Origin of the sequence: Bacillus sp. FSL K6-0042 (genome assembly GCF_038006685.1) — a bacterium.
GTDB classification, from domain to species: domain Bacteria; phylum Bacillota; class Bacilli; order Bacillales; family Bacillaceae_G; genus Bacillus_A; species Bacillus_A pseudomycoides.
In genome coordinates this window covers 2,071,100-2,088,770 of the sequence record NZ_JBBOVS010000001.1, presented here as the reverse complement: position 1 = coordinate 2,088,770, position 17,671 = coordinate 2,071,100, and the positions used below count along the sequence as shown (strand labels likewise).

Sequence of the window (17,671 nt, the reverse complement as noted above, 5' to 3'; positions counted from 1 at the left end):
ACGTGTATGAAAAAGAAAATTGGTTTGCTTGTAATGGCATACGGAACACCGTATAAAGAAGAAGATATTGAACGTTACTATACACATATTCGTAGAGGCAGAAAGCCAAGTCCGGAAATGTTAGAGGATCTAACAGAACGTTACTGTGCAATTGGTGGTATTTCTCCTTTAGCTACTATTACATTAGAACAAGCGAAAAAGTTAGAAAAACGTTTAAACGAAATGCAGGATAACGTAGAATTCCACATGTATCTTGGTTTAAAACATATTGAACCTTTCATTGAGGATGCTGTACAAGCTATGCATAACGATGGGATTGAAGAGGCAATTGCCCTTGTTCTTGCTCCGCACTATTCTACGTTCAGCGTAAAATCATATGTCGGCCGAGCGCAAGAAGAAGCAAATAAGCTTGGAAACTTAACAATTCATGGTATCGATAGCTGGTATAAAGAGCCGAAGTTTATCCAGTACTGGGTAGATGAAGTGAAAAAAGTATATAGCAGTATGACAGAAGAAGAACGTGAAAAGGCGGTTTTAATTGTATCTGCGCATAGTTTGCCAGAAAAAATCATCGCTTTAGGTGATCCTTATCCAGAACAGTTAAACGAAACAGCTGATTATATCGCACGCGGTGCAGAGGTTCCGAATTATGCGGTCGGCTGGCAAAGTGCGGGAAATACACCGGACCCATGGATTGGGCCAGATGTACAAGATTTAACGAGAGAGCTACATGAAAAGTATAACTACACTTCATTTGTATATGCACCGGTTGGATTTGTAGCTGAACATTTAGAAGTGTTATATGACAATGATATTGAATGCAAAATCGTTACAGAAGAAATTGGAGCAAAGTATTATCGTCCAGAAATGCCAAATGCATCAGATTCATTTATTTCTTGTTTAGCAGATGTAGTGTTAAAGAAACAAATGGATGTTTCGTAATACCTTGGGAAAGGAGGGGCCGTTTTGAAGAAGAAAGTTGTTATCATCGGTGGTGGAATTACAGGTTTAACAACAGCGTATTACTTACAAAAAGAAATTCGCGAAAAAGGATTGCCGATTGATACATTGTTAATAGAAGCATCGGGTAAACTTGGAGGGAAAATTCAAACCGTTCGAAAAGGTGGATTTACAATTGAGCGTGGTCCAGATTCTTTCTTAGAAAGAAAAGAGAGTGCAGCTAGACTAGCAAGAGAACTCGAACTTGGAGATGAGCTTGTAAACAATGCAACTGGTCAATCATTTGTTCTCGTGAACAATCGATTACATAAGATGCCGCGCGGATCTATGATGGGAATTCCAACGCAAGTTACCCCGTTTCTATTTTCAGGATTGTTCTCTCCGATTGGTAAAGTAAGAGCAGGTTTTGATTTTGTATTGCCACGTTCAAAACCTGTTTCCGATCAATCACTTGGTCAATTTTTCCGTCGTCGTCTAGGAAATGAAGTGGTTGAAAACTTAATCGAACCATTGTTATCTGGAATTTATGCGGGGGATATTGATCAAATGAGTTTAATGGCCACGTTCCCACAATTTTATCAAGTGGAGCAAAAATATCGTAGTATTTCACTAGGTATGCGTACGTTGGCTCCGAAGAAAATAAAAGATGTAAAGCCGAAAGGGATCTTTTTAACATTAAAAACAGGCTTACAATCCATTGTAGAAAAAATAGAAGAGCAGCTAGAAGATGGAACTGTTGTGAAGGGTACTCGCATTGAAAAAGTTGCAAAAATGGGTGATGGTTATCATATTACATTAAGTAATGGAAAAGAAATTGAGGCGGATTCCATCGTTGTTGCTGCGTCTCATAAAGTATTGCCATCTATGTTTGCACAGTATAAAGAGTTCCGCTTCTTCCGCAATATTCCATCAACATCGGTTGCGAATGTTGCACTCGCTTTTCCGAAAGAAGCAATCAAGCGTGATATTAATGGTACGGGCTTCGTTGTATCTCGAAATAGTGATTTTTCTATTACAGCATGTACGTGGACACATAAGAAGTGGCCGCATACAACACCAGAAGGAAAAGTTCTTCTTCGTTGTTACGTTGGGCGTCCTGGTGATGAAGCAATCGTAGAGCAAACAGATGAAGAAATTGTTCAATTTATATTAGAAGATTTGCAAAAAACAATGGATATTAAGGCAGATCCAGACTTTACTGTTGTAAGCCGCTGGAAAGATGCAATGCCGCAATATACAGTGGGGCATAAAGAGCGAATGAAGAAGTTAACAACATTTATGGATAAAGAATTGCCAGGTGTTTATTTAGCTGGTAGCTCTTATGCTGGATCCGGTCTTCCTGATTGTATTGATCAAGGGGAGGCGGCTGTAAAGCATGTGTTGTCTTATTTGGAAAAAGTAGATGAGACGGAATTAATTGCGCAATAATGAAACAGGAGCTTGGTAGCTCCTGTTTTTTTGTCGTTGCTTGTCGGAGGGGCGATATCCTTTGTCGAAACGCTGATATATTCAAAAAATCGCTGATATATTTGATTTTGCGCTGATAAAATTTTTAGAGCTATCGAGAATTTTAGGTAAAATGTGAGGGATAATCTCATCTAATCCATAATTCTTTTCATCTAAGAGCCATGAAATCTTTTTCTAGTCTAATATCCCTTCAGCTACTTTCATTGGTGTAGGATAAAAATAATCTTTAGAAATTCTTTAGATGAAAGCATTTATTCGATCTCACCAATATAAACAGGACTTGACTGATTACCAGCATGAAAGTCTTGAATAAGCTTCCTGATGCCAATAGGAAACAGAGGATAACGTAGCAAGTCATCTATTGGTAACCAGGAAATACCTGTTTGTTTGCTGTCCATATGTAGGGTTTTGGAATTTACATTTGTAAAGGAGACAGGTGTACATGAATACATAAATTCAACTCTGTGTACTTCAGGATCCATAAAACATTCTCTTATAAATAAGAGGTCACCTTCTTTTACTTCAATCCTCGTTTCTTCAAGACATTCTCTTTTCAAAGTTTTATCTAGCGTTTCACCAATCTCTTGCCCACCACCAGGGAGCAGGTGATATGTGCCGTCTTCATCTTCATAAGTCGTTACTAATAATGTATCTTCGTGTATAAGTATGGCTTTAACTGAATTTCTAATTTTCATGTATGTCATTCCCTTCAGTTAATAGCTGTAGGATACTCTTCTAGGGCATGCTCTTCAATCATATCTATATTTCTTTTATGTTTTGCATAATGAATAATATGATCTCTTATATTTGGATATAGAATAATATTATGTAAATCAGATAGCGGTACCCATTTTACATCCATTTGATTTGGATCGGGATTAGCAGGCATTTTTGGGGTAGAACCATTCTTTATTTTACATTCAAACATGAGATGTAAAGAATGAGTCGGGCCATATTTATTATCGTTTAGATGTGGCGCATATTCATAAGCAAATGCCAATGAACCGACTTCTACATCAATTGATGCTTCTTCTTTTGCTTCCCTTTGTACAGCGTCTATAACTGTTTCATTTGGTCCAACTCCACCTGCTGGTAAATTATAATGAAGGCCATTTTCGTCATGAAATTCAATTAAGAGGATTGAATCATTTTCGATAATAACTGCTCCAGCTCTTACTCTAATATGGTAATTCATTGGTTATCCCCCACCTTTTGAAAAATATACCATATTATTTTACAGTATTTTTTGAGTTTTGTATTCGATTTTAGTTGAGTATTACATTTAGTGCTGCAGCTGCTTTCGGCCATCCAACATAAAAGGCTAGATGTGTGATTAAAGCAACAATTTCTTGCTGAGTCATTCCGTTTTTTTCGGCTAATTGTAGATGAAATGGTAGCTGTTCTGTATTACCAATACTAATTAAAGCAGAAAGTGTAATGAAACTTCTTTCTTTTGATGTTAAAGTAGGGTCTCTCCATACTTTTTCGAATAATACGTTTTCACTATAATCAACAAAATCGGGAGCAGTATCTCTCATTTTCTGTGAAACATTGAGTTCGATACGGTCATTCATGATTCTTTTGCCTCCTTCATTGTAACCATTTGAGCTATTCCTTGACCAAATGACCAGTTTTCAGCAGATGTCTCGTTTAGTGTAATAAAAATATTAGTTGTAGAGATGTTTAAATGGTTATAAAAAGCTTCTGAGATTGATTGATACAAATTTCTTTTTTGCTGTATTGTTCTTCCTGGTCCACATGTAATAGAAACATGTATCATTGTATCTGTTCTTTTTTTCTCCTCCTCTAAGAGATAATATGGATTGTAAAAAAATTGATGAGATGGATAGGGTAAAAACATGTGAAAGTAATCATCTTTTGGAATCTGAAAATGTTCCATTAATGCAAGGTGAATACCATTACTTACTTTTTTAAACTTTTCTTTATTCAATTGATTTTCTGGATAATAAACAGTAACAAACGGCATTTCTTCTTCACTCCCTTTCGTATGGATTTATTTTACTCCTACAATTTTAATTTTGATAATTGAAAAATTATCATATAATTATCAATAATGCCGATAGAGATCAGGTGTAAAAATGGAAATAAAAGAGTTGAAAACGTTCAAAATGATTACTCAGGAAGGGACTTTCTCACTTGCAGCCAAAAAGTTAAACTATGCTCAGTCAACTGTAACAACACATATAAAAAAGCTAGAGAAGGAACTTGGTTTTCTTTTGTTCGAGCGAGGGTGGGATGCCAGGTTAACGGATGAAGGAGCATTATTTGCAGAAGAAGTGGATCATTTGCTAATGCATTGGGAGTATTCAATATCTCAGGCGCAGCGTATAAGCAATGAGGAGAAGGGAACGGTAAGAATTGGTCTATTAGACTCGATTGCAGAAAAATTGATTCCTCCACTATTAAAATATTTAAATGCGGAGAAACCATATATACATTGTGATTTTGTTGTAGGGAATACAGCACTTTTATCACAAATGGTAGACCAAAATAAAATTGATTTTGCAGTTTGCGGAAACAATAAAAATATTTCTAATGTGAACTTCACCCCACTTTGTAAGGAACAAATACAATTTATTGTTAATAATCCTCATCATCCGTTATTACAAAAAGAGTCAGTGGAAATATCAGATATCATTGATTATCCTATTTTAATAGGAGAGAATAGTTGTTATTATTATCAATCTGTGAATGCTTTTTTATCGGAAAATAACGTATCCTTTAAAAAGGTCTATAATTGTAGTGCACTACATCTCATTCCACAAACGATTTTTGGAGAGATGATAGGTATTATTCCTAAGGGGACTAATTTAAAAGAAGGAAATATATTGTTTAAGGTTAAAGGATTTGATCCTCAAATGCCGATAGGATTATGTATTTCTTCTAAAAAAAGAAATTATTTAAGTCAGACAAAAAAGCAACTGCTAAAATTAATTGAATCATTGTTATAAATAAAGAGTGCAGAATTCGAAAAGCCCCTTTCGAAATTGAAAGGGGCTTTGTTTTACACTTATAACTCTCTTAAAAAGCGAATAAATTTCTTTAAGCCTTGCGGTTGTTGTTTTCTACGTTTAATTACAAAATCAATTTTGACCGTTTCAGGTATTTCTTCATAATGAATTGTTTCTGCCCTTGTCCGGCTATACGCAACATTAGCAGGTATGATCGTAATTCCAAGTCCAGCATGAGCAGCTTGCATAATAGACTCAAGTGAATCAAATTCCAGTATCGTTTTTTGATCAAAACTATTCATATGACAATAATCTAATAATGTCTTTCTATAGATACAATTTGAATCACTGTTCACAAGTAAAGTTTGATTTTCGAGCAGAGTATCTTTTGGTGAAATGAGAATCATATTTTCAAAATAACTGTACACAGTATCCAGTTGTGATTCATTATATGCACCATTTAAAAAAATTCCATCAAGTTCTCCATACAAAAGCATTTCTTGTAACTTTGCGTTATTAGTAGTTTTTATTTTCACATCCATATTTTTATAGCATGCCAAAAAAGAGGAGAATAGCTGAGGAACTTTCACCGCAGAAATGGTTTGAGATGCTCCAAGTGTTAAAGATTCTCTCCACTTTTTGGGATTTATTTTTGATTTCGCTTCATTCATTAAAAACATAATTTGATTTGTATAATCTAATAAAACTTTTCCTTGTTCAGTTAATGTGACACCCCTGTTATTACGCTTAAATATTTTAACGCCTAATTCATCTTCTAAATTTTTAATGCGCTGGCTTATATTCGGTTGTACATATCCTAATTTCTCAGCAGCTCTAGATATTGATTGTAGTTCTGCAACATGTTTAAAAATCCATAAGTCATGGCTTTCCAAGAATAGATCCCTCCACTAGGTATCATTTAAAATGATATCGGCTTCATTATTCAGTATTATACTCCTCAAATGAACGAAGATAAAATGAAATGGAATCAGATACAGTGGGGAGATTTTAAAATGGACATAAAAGATAAAGTAGTTATTATAACAGGTGGCTGTACGGGTATCGGAAGGGCTACTGCTTTGAAGTTAGTTAGTGTAGGAGCAAAAGTTGTGATTAATTATAGTTGTTCAGAAACAGAAGCGTTAGAAACAGTTGATGAAATTCAGCAGCAAGGAGGTACGGCAATCGCTGTTAAAGCTAATGTAGCACAAAAAGAAGAAGTAGAGGCGATGGTATCTCAAACTGTTAACTTTTTTGGAACAGTAGATTGTTTGGTGAACAATGCGAGTATAACAGCCCAAATACCAATGGATGACTTAGAGTCTGTAACTGATGAAGTTTGGAATTCGCTTTTTAGCGTAAACGTGAAAGGAATGTTTCATTGTATAAAAGCTGTTGTTCCTTATATGAAGGAGAAAAAATTGGGCGCCATTGTGAATATGGGGAGTGTTGCAGGGATAACTGGATTAGGATCATCTATACCGTATGCAGCAACAAAATCAGCAATTCATACAATGACAAAGTCGCTCGCTATTGCATTGGCACCTGACATCAGAGTAAATAGTATTTCTCCTGGTGCAGTTCATACGAGATGGTGGTTAGGTAATGAGGATAAGATGTACCAACTTGCGGGGAACTTACCACTTCAAAGAATTTCAACACCAGATGATATTGCGGAGGCGATTCTTTTTCAATTGACTCAGGAATCTATTACAGGACAGATATTTACAATTGATAATGGACAGACACTTTAATATTGTGAAGCCTTGTGCAGTAAGATTATCAACTTAATAGAAAGTTGTATTCATTTTATATAATTAGAAGAGGACATAGTATCCTCTTTTTTGCATGATATATAGGCTGTTATATATGGGGTAGCACCACATCGCTATCAAGCTAATGTTGATTTGAAATAAAGTCGCGATGTTTTGAAAAAAGTTGTGAAGCTTTACCCTTTTGGATATTTTTGTCTGAAGGGGTGTTTTTTATGACTAAAAGAAAAAGAACATCTGAATAAAAGGTGAATTAAGGAATTATTGAGTGACATAGAGTTGTTCCGTTATAGGACGCGATTGTGGAATAAAACAGGCAGAAAATGAACAAACTATTTTATAAAACCGAAACATAACCTGCTGGATAAGAATCCATTTTGATCAATCTTTTTTCAAAATGGTTTATTTTTGTTTGTTGCACAATACAAGTACAATTAATATTTTTAATTAAACTTTATTCCAAACCAACATATGAAAATGATCTAGAAGGAAATAGGCAGTGTTTTTACATAAGTAAAGCACTGCTTTTTTTTAGCTATGAAAGCATGATTCATGCAGAGATTATTGATATGTATTGTTTAGTCTTGTAATAATTTGACAATTAAGATATTTTCAAAAATAAAGTAAATAATATTGTTATATATGAAAAGAATCATTATAATACTACTTATTGATAAGATAGTTGTTTTTATGGAGTAGAATGTGATAGAAGGGGCCATCCATTAAAGAAATTATCTGAATTTTTTTAGTATGAAAAACTTTGGAGATATTCTGAAATAGTGTGGGAGGAGAAAATCAAAAGCACAACCCTAGGATAGAAATTGGTTTTAATAAAAGTCCTCTATTATTCAACGGAATCTATGTGGAATAGATTTAATTTTATTGTAGGGTTATGAGAAATGAATAGCTCCATAGTAGCAATGTTGCAATTTTATCTTAAACTAAAGGGGGAATATCTATGAACAGTATACTGAAAAAGTGGGGTCAAGTGAGTCTGGTAAAACAAATTATTGTAGGTTTGATTATTGGTATTATTCTATCTTTGACAATTCCAGAAGTAGCAAAACCTGTTGTAATTTTGGGCACTTTATTTGTAGGGGCTTTGAAAGCAGTTGCGCCTGTGCTGGTACTTTTCTTGGTTATGTCGGCCATAGCACAACACAAGAGTGGTCAACAAACGAATATGAAGTCCATTATCTTCCTATACCTTTTAGGAACATTTTTAGCTGGATTAATCGCCGTTGTTGTAAGTTTTATTTTTCCTGTAACCTTAACACTTGCAAAGGGTGCTGAAGGTGTGACTGCTCCTGGCGGTATTGTAGAAGTTCTCAAATCTTTACTGCTGAACATTGTTGATAACCCAGTTAAAGCAATTTATAATGCGAACTATATCGGTATTTTAGCTTGGGCGACACTCCTTGGTTTGGCTTTACGAAATGCTTCTGATACGACAAAAACGATGATTTCAAATTTTTCAGATGCTGTATCCAAAATGGTTACATGGGCTATTAAGTTTGCGCCATTAGGAATCATGGGTCTAGTAGTGGATTCTATTACTACAAATGGAATTGAATCATTACTAAGCTATGGAAAATTACTTGCTGTTTTGATTGGTTGTATGTTCTTTGTAGCACTGATTGTCAATCCAATCATTGTGTTCGCATTTATACGTCAAAATCCCTACCCGCTTGTTTTTAAGTGCTTAAAGGAAAGTGGTATTACAGCATTCTTTACACGTAGCTCAGCTGCGAATATTCCTGTAAATATGAGATTATGTGAAAATCTAGGTTTGAATAAGGATAGTTATTCAGTATCCATCCCATTAGGTGCAACGATCAATATGGGTGGTGCCGCTGTTACTATTTCTGTTTTGACACTTGCAGCGGTTCATACACTTGGTATTCAAGTGGACTTTCCTACAGCAATTATCCTCAGCGTATTGTCAGCTATATGCGCTTGTGGTGCCTCAGGGGTTGCCGGTGGATCTTTATTACTGATTCCTCTAGCATGTAGTTTATTTGGAATCTCATCTGATGTTGCTATGCAGGTAGTTGGAGTAGGCTTTATTATAGGTGTTTTACAAGACTCTTTTGAAACGGCACTTAACTCATCCACAGACGTACTTTTCACAGCAACAGCTGAATTTAAAGAGTGGCGTAAAGAAGGGAAAAAAATAAATATTCGCAAAGCATCATAAAGAAGAAATCTAGTTCTGGTGCAAATGTGATTTTTTAGAAGAATAGAACATCAATAACATGTTTAGCTATGGATCGGTAATATGCAATACAACTAAATATATAATTCAACATAAAAGACAGTGGGCAACGAGCTCCTGTCTCTTTATGTTGAAAATTCGAGTCGTAGTTAAAGAAACCTTTACTCACAGTTACAAAAGGGTGCAGTGGTACTGTCACCGACTGGTGTAATTGAAAAACAGGGGTCCCAATTGCCTACAGGGGTTGATATTTACGAGAGCCATTATATTTGTCGTTATATAAAAAAAGGTTAGAAAAAGAGAACATTAAAAGGAATGGAATACTGTAAGAAAATAGTAGAGAATCAGAATGGAAATCTCATACAAAAGGATGAAATTAATTTTTTGTAAAATTTGTCGAAATTTGATTCTTTATAGAGAACATTTTGTTATGATAGTACATGCTGAGAGAATATAAAATTAAGGGAGGAAGATGGATTTGAAGAAATTAATGAGTATCTTTTTATCACTGATGCTACTAATCTCATTCACAAGTATCACAGCAAAAGCAGAAGAGAAGGGTGTATTATCAGTAAATGAAGCAATTCAATTGTTTCAGCAGCAAGGAAGCAGTAAAGGGATAGTGGAAGGGTATATTGTTGGATATACAGAAAGCTCTTCTAAGTATACGAAGGATCCAGCAAAGTTTGGAGATACGAATGTTGCGATTGCAGATTCTCCAAATGAGACAAATCCAGAGAAGATTATGCCTGTCCAGTTGCCAAAAGGTGACGTAAGAACAGCTGTGAATGTAAAGGATCATCCTGAAAATGTCGGGAAGAAGGTTCAATTAACAGGGACACTTGAATTATATTTTAATAGTCCTGGTTTAAAATCAGTAACAGCATATAAATTTCAAGGTGAAACAGAAAATCGTGTTAGCGATGTTACTGCATCACCAAATGGTGGAGAAATTGCAAAGGGAACGGCAGTTACATTAACAACTAGTACAGAGGGAGCGACGATTTATTATACATTAGATGGCTCAATCCCAACAGATAAAAGCATTCGTTATAATGAACCGATTGTTTTAAATGAAAACAGTGTTCTAAAAGCAATTGGAGTAAAAGAAGGTCTTTCATCTTCAGCCGTTGCTACTTTTTCTTTTACAGTTGTAACAAGTGAGCAAGTTCGTATTCATGATATTCAAGGGAAATCCCATGTCTCTCCTTATGACGGGAAGAAAGTGCGAAATGTAGAAGGCGTGGTAACTGCGTTAGATAAGTATGGCTTTTATATAGAAGATCCGCAGCCTGATAATGATCCTGCGACTTCAGAAGGTATTTATGTTTATAAGAAAGATGCAAATATAGCAACCGGAGATCTTGTGCAAGTTGATGGAGAAGTTGAAGAGTTCATTGGACCTGGATATGCTGAGAAATTTGAAACAGATTTGGCGATTACGGAAATTAAAGCAAGTCGAGTTGCTGTGAAAGCAAATAATCAACAATTGCCTCCTGCGGTTGTGTTAGGTGAAAAAGGCGTAAAGATTCCAGATCAAATCATTGATAATGATGCATTTGGTGTATTCGATCCAAATGAAGATGCAATTGATTTTTATGAAAGTTTAGAAGGCATGCGTGTTACAATGCCGACTCCTCAAATTGTTGGACCGCAGAAAAATGGGAATTTATATGTAACAGTTGCAAATGGTGGAGATAAAGTAACTACGAAATATGGAACGCCGTTATTAGGCGAGAACCAATTCAATCCAGAGCGTCTATCTTTAAAAGTACCTCGTGATTATGTAGCGAAAGCAGGAGACAAGTTTACTGGGGATATAACAGGTGTAGTCGGGTATGACTATGGTGCGTATCGAATTTCACCAGTAACAGAATTACCATCAGTAACAGATGGTGGATTTAAACAAGTAGGGGCAAATATTCAACCTCGCCTTGGAAAATTAACAGTAGCAACATATAACATTGAAAACTTTTCAGCGAATGCAAAAGAAACATCTAATGAAAAGGTAAAAGCGATGGCATATTCTATTAAATATAATTTAAAGATGCCAGACATTATTGGTGTACAAGAAATGCAAGATAATAATGGATCAATCAATGATGGAACAACGGATGCTTCTTTAAGTGCAAAGCGTATTATTGATGCGGTACAAGAGATTCATGGACCAAAATATGAATATGTAGAAGTTGCGCCGCAAAATAACCAAGATGGCGGGGCACCTGGAGCGAATATTCGCGTTGGCTTTTTCTATAATGCATCACGTGTGAAGTTAGCAGATAAGCCAAAGTTGTTAGAAACAAATCCAATGCGCATAGGACAAGACAATCCGTTATTTGATAATACTCGTAAACCGTTAGCTGCTGAGTTTACATTCCAAGGACAAAATATTGTCGTTGTTTCAAATCACTTAAATTCAAAACTTGGTGATGCAACGCCGTTCGGGAAAATTCAACCACTTGTATTAAAGAGTGAAGAGAAACGAATTCAGCTCGCGCAAGAAGCAAACAATTTTGTAAAAGGAATTCAAAAACGAGATGTGAATGCACCAGTTGTTATAGTTGGTGATATGAATGACTTCGAATTCTCGAAACCACTGCAAGCATTAAAAGCAGAAAACATGCAAGATATGTTAGAAACGGTTTCGAAAGAAAATCGTTACACATATATTCATGAAGGAAATGCACAAGTGTTAGATCATATTTTAGTGACAAATAACATTGCACCTCATACAGTTGTAGATCCTGTACATTTAAATTCAAATATTATGAAGGAACAAGGTCGTGTAAGTGATCATGATCCGGTACTGGCTCAAATTGATTTGAAAAAAGCTTCATAAGTATAAATATCCCTCAGCATAATTGCTGAGGGATATTTTACATTACATACTAACTGATTTTTGAATGGATTTTTTACATCGCATTCTTTTTTGAAGTCTCCGCATATATTTCTTCCGATCTTTCTGTACACCTTTCATATACATAAATAAACTAATTCCAAAAAATAAGGTGCATTGCATGATTAAAATGTAAGGCGACATTCCTTGGAGCGGCTGTTTTGGGTCGTATAAATGAATAGGTGCTCCTCCAATTGTAGGGAATATAATATTTAAAATCACATATGGAAGAGAGGTAACAGCAAACGGAAATAAAATGGCCATATAATCTTTTTGTGACCATATAGATGCAGCTAAACCTAAAACTGCCATAAGACCAGCAAACAAAAAATTAATCCCAATATATAGGGAAATATAAGTAATTGGAGAAGAGAAATACAATGATGCAAACATACCGTTGTCTTTTATAACACCTAAGGCGGGTGTAGGAATGCCATCTTGGATTGTCAGCTTACAAAAGAGCAATGAAAATACGAATGGGAGAATATAAAGAAGCCCCCCGATTAGGAAGGTAACGATATATTTCGTACATACATAGGGAAAAAAGGGAACTTCTTTACTTACAAATGATTTGAATTTATCAGCTTTATCAGAGTTATAGCTTGTACTAAAGGGGAGTGCTGCTAGTACAGGCATTAAAAGCAAATACACATCCATTTCATCATCACGAAAGCCAATCCATTTATAAGCCGTTGCTAAAAGCTCGTCAGGTACCCCTCCTAAATATTTTGAAATATAGAAATAATGATAAATTGAAACAAGAATCAGCCAACTAAACAAGAGAGTGAGAGAAATCTTATTTAAAAAGGCTTGTTTTATATGTAAGCTAAGTGCACGCATCATGATTGAAAGAGCCCCCACTATTTTTAATAAATATATCTATGTTTTATATTACCATTAACTGTAAAGGTTTTCTTGTTTTTTCAATTGATAATTTAAAAAAGAGGGAAAATTCATAAAAGATATTGTTTTCGTTGCTTAATTTTTTATTTACTATAGTAGTAATTTCCAAAATATGGTTATACAATTTATCCCGCATTAACGGGCAGTAAGACCCCCACCTCAAGATACAGAGAGAAACGAGGAAGATAGGTGGGGGTCTTACTGCCCGTAAAAGCCCGATTTGTTCAACTAACCATCAGTGGGGATGAAGAATCCCCCCACTGATGGAAGTTTCACTTTATCAATCACAGGTTTTTGAGAAGAACAAGGACCCACTTCGTTACATGCTTCCTTGGGAAGACGGTATAGAAAAATATGAATTAGAAGGAGACCAAGTAGTCTTTATTACGCCTCCTTCTTATAGTCCGCCTAGTAAATTAAAAGGCATGAAAGTACTTATTCCTGCAAAAGGCAAGAATAGTGCCTATCAAATTGTAATAGTTAATGATATTTTTACTAGAGGTGAAGCTGAATACAAAGAAACAATGGATGATGATTTAAATAAGGCAGAAATGGAGAAAACCCTGCTTTCTATGTTGAAATAAGAACACTTTTTTGATACGAATAGATATTAGAGGAAGAGCCCGATTGTAAAGGAAATCAAGGTATTGTTCCAATTTCAAGTGAATAAAATTGCTTGATATTTGCTAATGTATGTTACTACGTTTCTTTACCTTTTCATTTTCTCCCTTTTTTTGATACACTATGACAGTAGTATCTTAAATAAAAGTCGATGTATAGATTTAAATGTTTTATACTTGGAAATAAATAAAAAGAGAACTTGTAAACAATGGAAAACCGTGATAATATCAAAAATGTACTAATTGACTAGATTGTCCGATTGGTCATTTTTGGAGGTGAAGATGTGGCAGTCGATCGAAAACGTTCTATTATTGAAGCTGCAACAAAATCTTTTTCAGCATTTGGTTATAAGGCGACAACAATGGATCAAGTCGCAAAATTAGCGAATGTAGGGAAAGGAACAATTTATACTTTTTTCAAAAATAAAGAAGAATTATTTGGCGAAATTATTTCTAATTTAATTACTGAAATGAAGCAAGTTTCAAAAGAAGCAATTCGTCCAGATGTTTCATTTTTTGAAAATGTACATAGAGCATTATATAGCATCTTAGAATTTAGAAAAGAACATCAGCTCATGATTAAACTGATTCAAGAAGAGCGAGATATGGGAACAAAAGAAGTACAAGATGTTATGCAACAAGTAGATGTTGAAATTGTATCTGTTATTCAATCTTATTTAGAAATTGCGATTGAAAAAGGTGAAATTAGTAAGTGTGATCCAGAAATTACGGCGTTTATCATGCTTCGACTATATGTATCACTTATTTTCGATTGGGAAAAGAATCATGAACCATTAGAAAAGGAAAGAATTGCAGAATTATTTGAACTTTATTTGTTAAAGGGATTGTCAAACTAAGATAATCCTTTTACTATAGTTAAAAATGACTAAATGAACAAATTGGTCATAAGTTTAAAAAGGAGGATGTAAAGAAAAAATCAGATTACGTATGTAAGGTTGTTAAAAGATAATTTTTGAATACGTTCACGTTGACCAAATGAATTTAATAGTCATTCAAAATAAAAAGGTGCATAGAGTATAGAGATAAGGTGAAATGTTAATCTTCATCCTCTGCTAATTATTAGCGCTCACTAATCGGGTTTTTATGGAAAGTTGATATCTTCTTTGTTTTGGAGGTCTTACTGTCTGCAAATAGCGGAATAAAAGTTAGGGTTAGGTAATATATATAACAGAATATAACCTTTTTATTTACTTAAAAATGACCAACTGAACATTTTGGTCATTAATTGAAGGAGGAGAAATAATGAGAGGATTCAAGTTGCTTGGTAAGGAATTTACGGAAATTATAAAAAGCAAAAAAATCTTAATACCTATTATTGCTGTTTTATTTGTACCACTCTTATATGCGGGCATGTTTTTATGGGCGTTTTGGGATCCGTATGAACAATTAGATGATTTGCCGGTTGCAGTAGTCAATCTTGATAAAGGTGCAGTATTTGATGGGAAACCAATTGAAGTTGGTAAAGGATTAGTCGACGAATTAAAAGACAATAAAAGTTTTAAATGGGAGTTTGTCAGTGAAAAAACAGCAAAAGAGGGAATGGAAAATCGAAAATATTATATGTTAGTTCGGATTCCAGAAAATTTCTCAGACAATGCGACAACGCTGTTAAAAGAAAATCCAAGACCATTAAACTTAGAATATATTCCAAATGAAAGCTTGAACTTCTTATCTTCACAAATCGGCGGAACAGCTATTGAAAAAATTAAAGGTGAAGTTTCTAATACGCTAACAAAAACGTATGCAGAGAAAATGTTTGATTCTATAAAAGATGTTTCCAAAGGGTTTACTGATGGATCGGATGGAGCGAATAAGTTACATAATGGTGCTGGAGAATTACACGATGGTTCTAGCAAAGTCACAGATGGTTTGCATACGCTGCAAGGGAAGTCTGGTGAGATGAAGGATGGAGTTAGCCAGTTATTAGATGGATCTGGTCAAGTAACAAACGGTTTAAATACGTTAATCAGTAAGTCAGGTGAAATGAAAAATGGTATTGGAGAATTGTCAAATGGTTCTTCGGAAATATATCGAAACTTACAATTGCTAGCTAGTAAGTCGTTAGTATTTAATAATGGTTTACAAAAAGCTTCTGATGGAGCTGCTAAGTTGCAAACAGGAGCGGATAAATTAGAAGCAGGTCTTGGTCAGCTTCAAGATGGTCACGGAAAGTTAGCGGCAGGCGTACAAGATATTCAAAAAGGTGCGAATGATTTAAAAGGTGGTTTACAGGAATCATTAGCTGGTGTAACCGATATGCAAAATAAATTACCAGAGCTAACATATGGATCTGAACAAATTAGTAAGAGAGCCAATGAACTGGCACAAGGTGTATCACAGTGGAAAGCAAACGCAGATAGTCTATATACTAAGGCTAGTCAGACTGCAGATGGTGCCAAACAAGTGGATGATGGTTTAGCAGTATTGAATGAAAAAATTAAAAGTTTACCTGAAGAATCTAGAAAACAATTAGAACCTGTTATGGAGAAGCTAATAGCGGGGAGTAAAAAAGTTGTAGGTGGCACAGGCGGAATTGCAGAAGGTACAAAAAGACTTGCAGGTCAAGAGGGTGCGGGGAAAATTCAAGTAGGTGCGCAAAAACTTGCTGATGGTGCAAATGACCTTCAAAATGGTCAAGCTTTACTGAAAAATGGTGTTGATAAGCTAAAAGGTGGTCAACAACAGCTTGCTGAAGGAGCAAACAAATTGGCAAATGGATTGTCATATCCAAAAACTGGGTTTGTTGCTAACTTCCAAACATTGGGTGAAAAATTAGGAGAAGCGAAGAATGGTGCTAGTGAATTAGCAGGAGGAAGTAAGCAATTAAATAGTGGTATAAGCGAGTTAGCGGGTGGTAGTCCACAATTAGTTGATGGTGTTAATCAATTAACAGAAGGAGCTGGTAAATTAAACGGTGGTTTAGGTAAATTATCTGCCGGTTCAGGCCAGTTAATCGATGGTGTTAATCAATTAGCAAATGGCTCCGGAAAAGTAACAAACGGCTTAAATACATTATCAGACGGTTCTGGTAAATTAATAGACGGCATCAATCAACTAGCAAACGGCTCCGGAAAAGTAACAGATGGCTTAGTAAAAGTAAACGACGGAACTGGTGAATTAGCTACAAAACTCGGCGAAGGCGCAGAGAAAACAAATGAAGTAAAAGGAACGGATAAAACATATGATATGTTTGCAGATCCGGTGAAAGTACAAACTGAGAAAATGTCAGAGGTTCCAAACTACGGAACAGGATTTACACCATATTTCTTATCTCTAGGTTTATTTGTTGGGGCACTTTTATTATCGATTGTGTATCCATTACGTGATACAGTTGGTGTTCCAAAATCAGGATTTAGCTGGTTTATTAGTAAATTTGGTGTTCTATTATCAGTGGGTATTATTCAGGCTTTAGTAGCGGATTTAGTGCTATTGCTAGGGTTAGGTGTGGAAGTACAGAGTGTTCCATATTTCATTCTGTTTAGTATTCTTACAAGCTTAGCATTTATTGCGTTAATTCAATGTTTAGTAACAGCTTTTGGAGATGCAGGACGTTTTATTGCGATTTTAACATTAATTATGCAGTTAACAACAAGCGCAGGTACATTCCCACTTGAGTTAATCCCGAAATTTTTACAACACTTTAACGCTTGGTTACCAATGACATATTCTGTATCAGGATTTAAGGCAGTTGTATCAAGTGGAGACTTCGGGTTTATGTGGCAAAACGCAGGTATATTAACGATCTTTATTGTTCTGTTGTCACTTGGAACAATTGGTTCGTTAACTTGGATGCATAAGCGACAATTTCGGAATTTAGTAGAAGAAAAATCGATAGAAGCCTAGGG

Annotated in this window: 15 protein-coding genes; 9 read left to right on the top strand and 6 right to left on the bottom strand. The window is 35.1% G+C overall.

The genetic code is table 11. The annotated features are described in order from the left end of the window. The first annotated feature begins 6 nt into the window (after positions 1 to 6). On the top strand, positions 7 to 942 hold the full coding sequence (hemH, locus tag MHH45_RS10810; RefSeq protein WP_016113689.1) for a ferrochelatase: 936 nt from the start codon (positions 7 to 9) through the stop codon (positions 940 to 942). 24 nt (positions 943 to 966) lie between these two features. After that, positions 967 to 2,388 (top strand): protoporphyrinogen oxidase, encoded by a 1,422-nt coding sequence (gene hemY / locus MHH45_RS10805; protein WP_016131221.1) that lies wholly within the window; start codon positions 967 to 969, stop codon positions 2,386 to 2,388. A gap of 290 nt (positions 2,389 to 2,678) precedes the next feature. On the opposite strand, the gene MHH45_RS10800 is transcribed toward hemY, so the two are convergent. The 4 genes from MHH45_RS10800 to MHH45_RS10785 form a co-directional block, all read right to left on the bottom strand. Then, positions 2,679 to 3,122 (bottom strand): NUDIX domain-containing protein, encoded by a 444-nt coding sequence (locus MHH45_RS10800; protein WP_016113691.1) that lies wholly within the window; start codon positions 3,120 to 3,122, stop codon positions 2,679 to 2,681. A gap of 14 nt (positions 3,123 to 3,136) precedes the next feature. Continuing rightward, positions 3,137 to 3,622, bottom strand: coding sequence for an NUDIX domain-containing protein (locus MHH45_RS10795; RefSeq protein WP_016113692.1), 486 nt, complete (start codon positions 3,620 to 3,622; stop codon positions 3,137 to 3,139). Positions 3,623 to 3,692: 70 nt separating this feature from the next. Then, positions 3,693 to 4,001 (bottom strand): carboxymuconolactone decarboxylase family protein, encoded by a 309-nt coding sequence (locus MHH45_RS10790; protein ID WP_016113693.1) that lies wholly within the window; start codon positions 3,999 to 4,001, stop codon positions 3,693 to 3,695. After that, positions 3,998 to 4,414 (bottom strand): tautomerase family protein, encoded by a 417-nt coding sequence (locus MHH45_RS10785; protein WP_016113694.1) that lies wholly within the window; start codon positions 4,412 to 4,414, stop codon positions 3,998 to 4,000. Before MHH45_RS10785 ends, MHH45_RS10790 begins: the two co-directional genes overlap by 4 nt. 112 nt (positions 4,415 to 4,526) lie before the next feature. On the opposite strand from MHH45_RS10785, the gene MHH45_RS10780 reads away from it, so the two are divergent. Continuing rightward, on the top strand, positions 4,527 to 5,399 hold the full coding sequence (locus MHH45_RS10780; RefSeq protein WP_016113695.1) for a LysR family transcriptional regulator: 873 nt from the start codon (positions 4,527 to 4,529) through the stop codon (positions 5,397 to 5,399). Between the two features lie 59 nt (positions 5,400 to 5,458). Here MHH45_RS10780 and MHH45_RS10775 read toward each other — a convergent pair whose 3' ends face one another. After that, the gene (locus tag MHH45_RS10775; protein WP_016131223.1) at positions 5,459 to 6,292 is read right to left on the bottom strand and encodes a LysR family transcriptional regulator; all 834 of its coding nucleotides are present in this window, start codon (positions 6,290 to 6,292) and stop codon (positions 5,459 to 5,461) included. Positions 6,293 to 6,412: 120 nt separating this feature from the next. On the opposite strand from MHH45_RS10775, the gene MHH45_RS10770 reads away from it, so the two are divergent. The 3 genes from MHH45_RS10770 (at position 6,413) to MHH45_RS10760 (ending at position 12,225) form a co-directional block, all read left to right on the top strand. Further along, positions 6,413 to 7,153, top strand: coding sequence for an SDR family NAD(P)-dependent oxidoreductase (locus tag MHH45_RS10770; protein WP_016113697.1), 741 nt, complete (start codon positions 6,413 to 6,415; stop codon positions 7,151 to 7,153). A 976-nt stretch (positions 7,154 to 8,129) separates the two neighbouring features. Further along, positions 8,130 to 9,368 carry a serine/threonine transporter SstT gene (gene sstT, locus MHH45_RS10765; RefSeq protein WP_016113698.1) on the top strand — a complete coding sequence of 413 codons (1,239 nt, stop codon included), beginning with the start codon at positions 8,130 to 8,132 and terminating at the stop codon, positions 9,366 to 9,368. 490 nt (positions 9,369 to 9,858) lie between these two features. After that, positions 9,859 to 12,225 carry a DUF6359 domain-containing protein gene (locus MHH45_RS10760; protein WP_033671013.1) on the top strand — a complete coding sequence of 789 codons (2,367 nt, stop codon included), beginning with the start codon at positions 9,859 to 9,861 and terminating at the stop codon, positions 12,223 to 12,225. A 42-nt stretch (positions 12,226 to 12,267) separates the two neighbouring features. Here the strand turns inward: MHH45_RS10760 and MHH45_RS10755 are convergent, their stop codons facing one another. Next, positions 12,268 to 13,125 carry a hypothetical protein gene (locus MHH45_RS10755; RefSeq protein WP_016113700.1) on the bottom strand — a complete coding sequence of 286 codons (858 nt, stop codon included), beginning with the start codon at positions 13,123 to 13,125 and terminating at the stop codon, positions 12,268 to 12,270. Positions 13,126 to 13,448: 323 nt separating this feature from the next. On the opposite strand from MHH45_RS10755, the gene MHH45_RS10750 reads away from it, so the two are divergent. From MHH45_RS10750 to MHH45_RS10740, 3 genes are all read left to right on the top strand, one after another. Then, a complete protein-coding gene (locus tag MHH45_RS10750; RefSeq protein ID WP_229165993.1) occupies positions 13,449 to 13,769 on the top strand; it encodes a hypothetical protein in 321 nt (106 codons plus the stop codon). Between the two features lie 320 nt (positions 13,770 to 14,089). Beyond that, positions 14,090 to 14,662, top strand: coding sequence for a TetR/AcrR family transcriptional regulator (locus tag MHH45_RS10745; RefSeq protein ID WP_016113702.1), 573 nt, complete (start codon positions 14,090 to 14,092; stop codon positions 14,660 to 14,662). Between the two features lie 406 nt (positions 14,663 to 15,068). Further along, positions 15,069 to 17,669, top strand: coding sequence for a YhgE/Pip domain-containing protein (locus MHH45_RS10740; RefSeq protein WP_088094103.1), 2,601 nt, complete (start codon positions 15,069 to 15,071; stop codon positions 17,667 to 17,669). Positions 17,670 to 17,671: the final 2 nt, after the last annotated feature.

Bases quoted from the DNA above. Each gene is read 5' to 3' on its own strand.
- MHH45_RS10770 (WP_016113697.1), top strand. From the start codon at position 6,413: ATGGACATAAAAGATAAAGTAGTTATTATAACAGGTGGCTGTACGGGT.
- MHH45_RS10790 (WP_016113693.1), bottom strand. From the start codon at position 4,001: ATGAATGACCGTATCGAACTCAATGTTTCACAGAAAATGAGAGATACT.
- sstT (WP_016113698.1), top strand. From the start codon at position 8,130: ATGAACAGTATACTGAAAAAGTGGGGTCAAGTGAGTCTGGTAAAACAA.
- MHH45_RS10785 (WP_016113694.1), bottom strand. From the start codon at position 4,414: ATGCCGTTTGTTACTGTTTATTATCCAGAAAATCAATTGAATAAAGAA.
- MHH45_RS10740 (WP_088094103.1), top strand. From the start codon at position 15,069: ATGAGAGGATTCAAGTTGCTTGGTAAGGAATTTACGGAAATTATAAAA.
- MHH45_RS10780 (WP_016113695.1), top strand. From the start codon at position 4,527: ATGGAAATAAAAGAGTTGAAAACGTTCAAAATGATTACTCAGGAAGGG.
- MHH45_RS10755 (WP_016113700.1), bottom strand. From the start codon at position 13,125: ATGATGCGTGCACTTAGCTTACATATAAAACAAGCCTTTTTAAATAAG.
- hemH (WP_016113689.1), top strand. From the start codon at position 7: ATGAAAAAGAAAATTGGTTTGCTTGTAATGGCATACGGAACACCGTAT.
- MHH45_RS10760 (WP_033671013.1), top strand. From the start codon at position 9,859: ATGGATTTGAAGAAATTAATGAGTATCTTTTTATCACTGATGCTACTA.
- MHH45_RS10800 (WP_016113691.1), bottom strand. From the start codon at position 3,122: ATGAAAATTAGAAATTCAGTTAAAGCCATACTTATACACGAAGATACA.
- MHH45_RS10750 (WP_229165993.1), top strand. From the start codon at position 13,449: ATGGAAGTTTCACTTTATCAATCACAGGTTTTTGAGAAGAACAAGGAC.
- MHH45_RS10795 (WP_016113692.1), bottom strand. From the start codon at position 3,622: ATGAATTACCATATTAGAGTAAGAGCTGGAGCAGTTATTATCGAAAAT.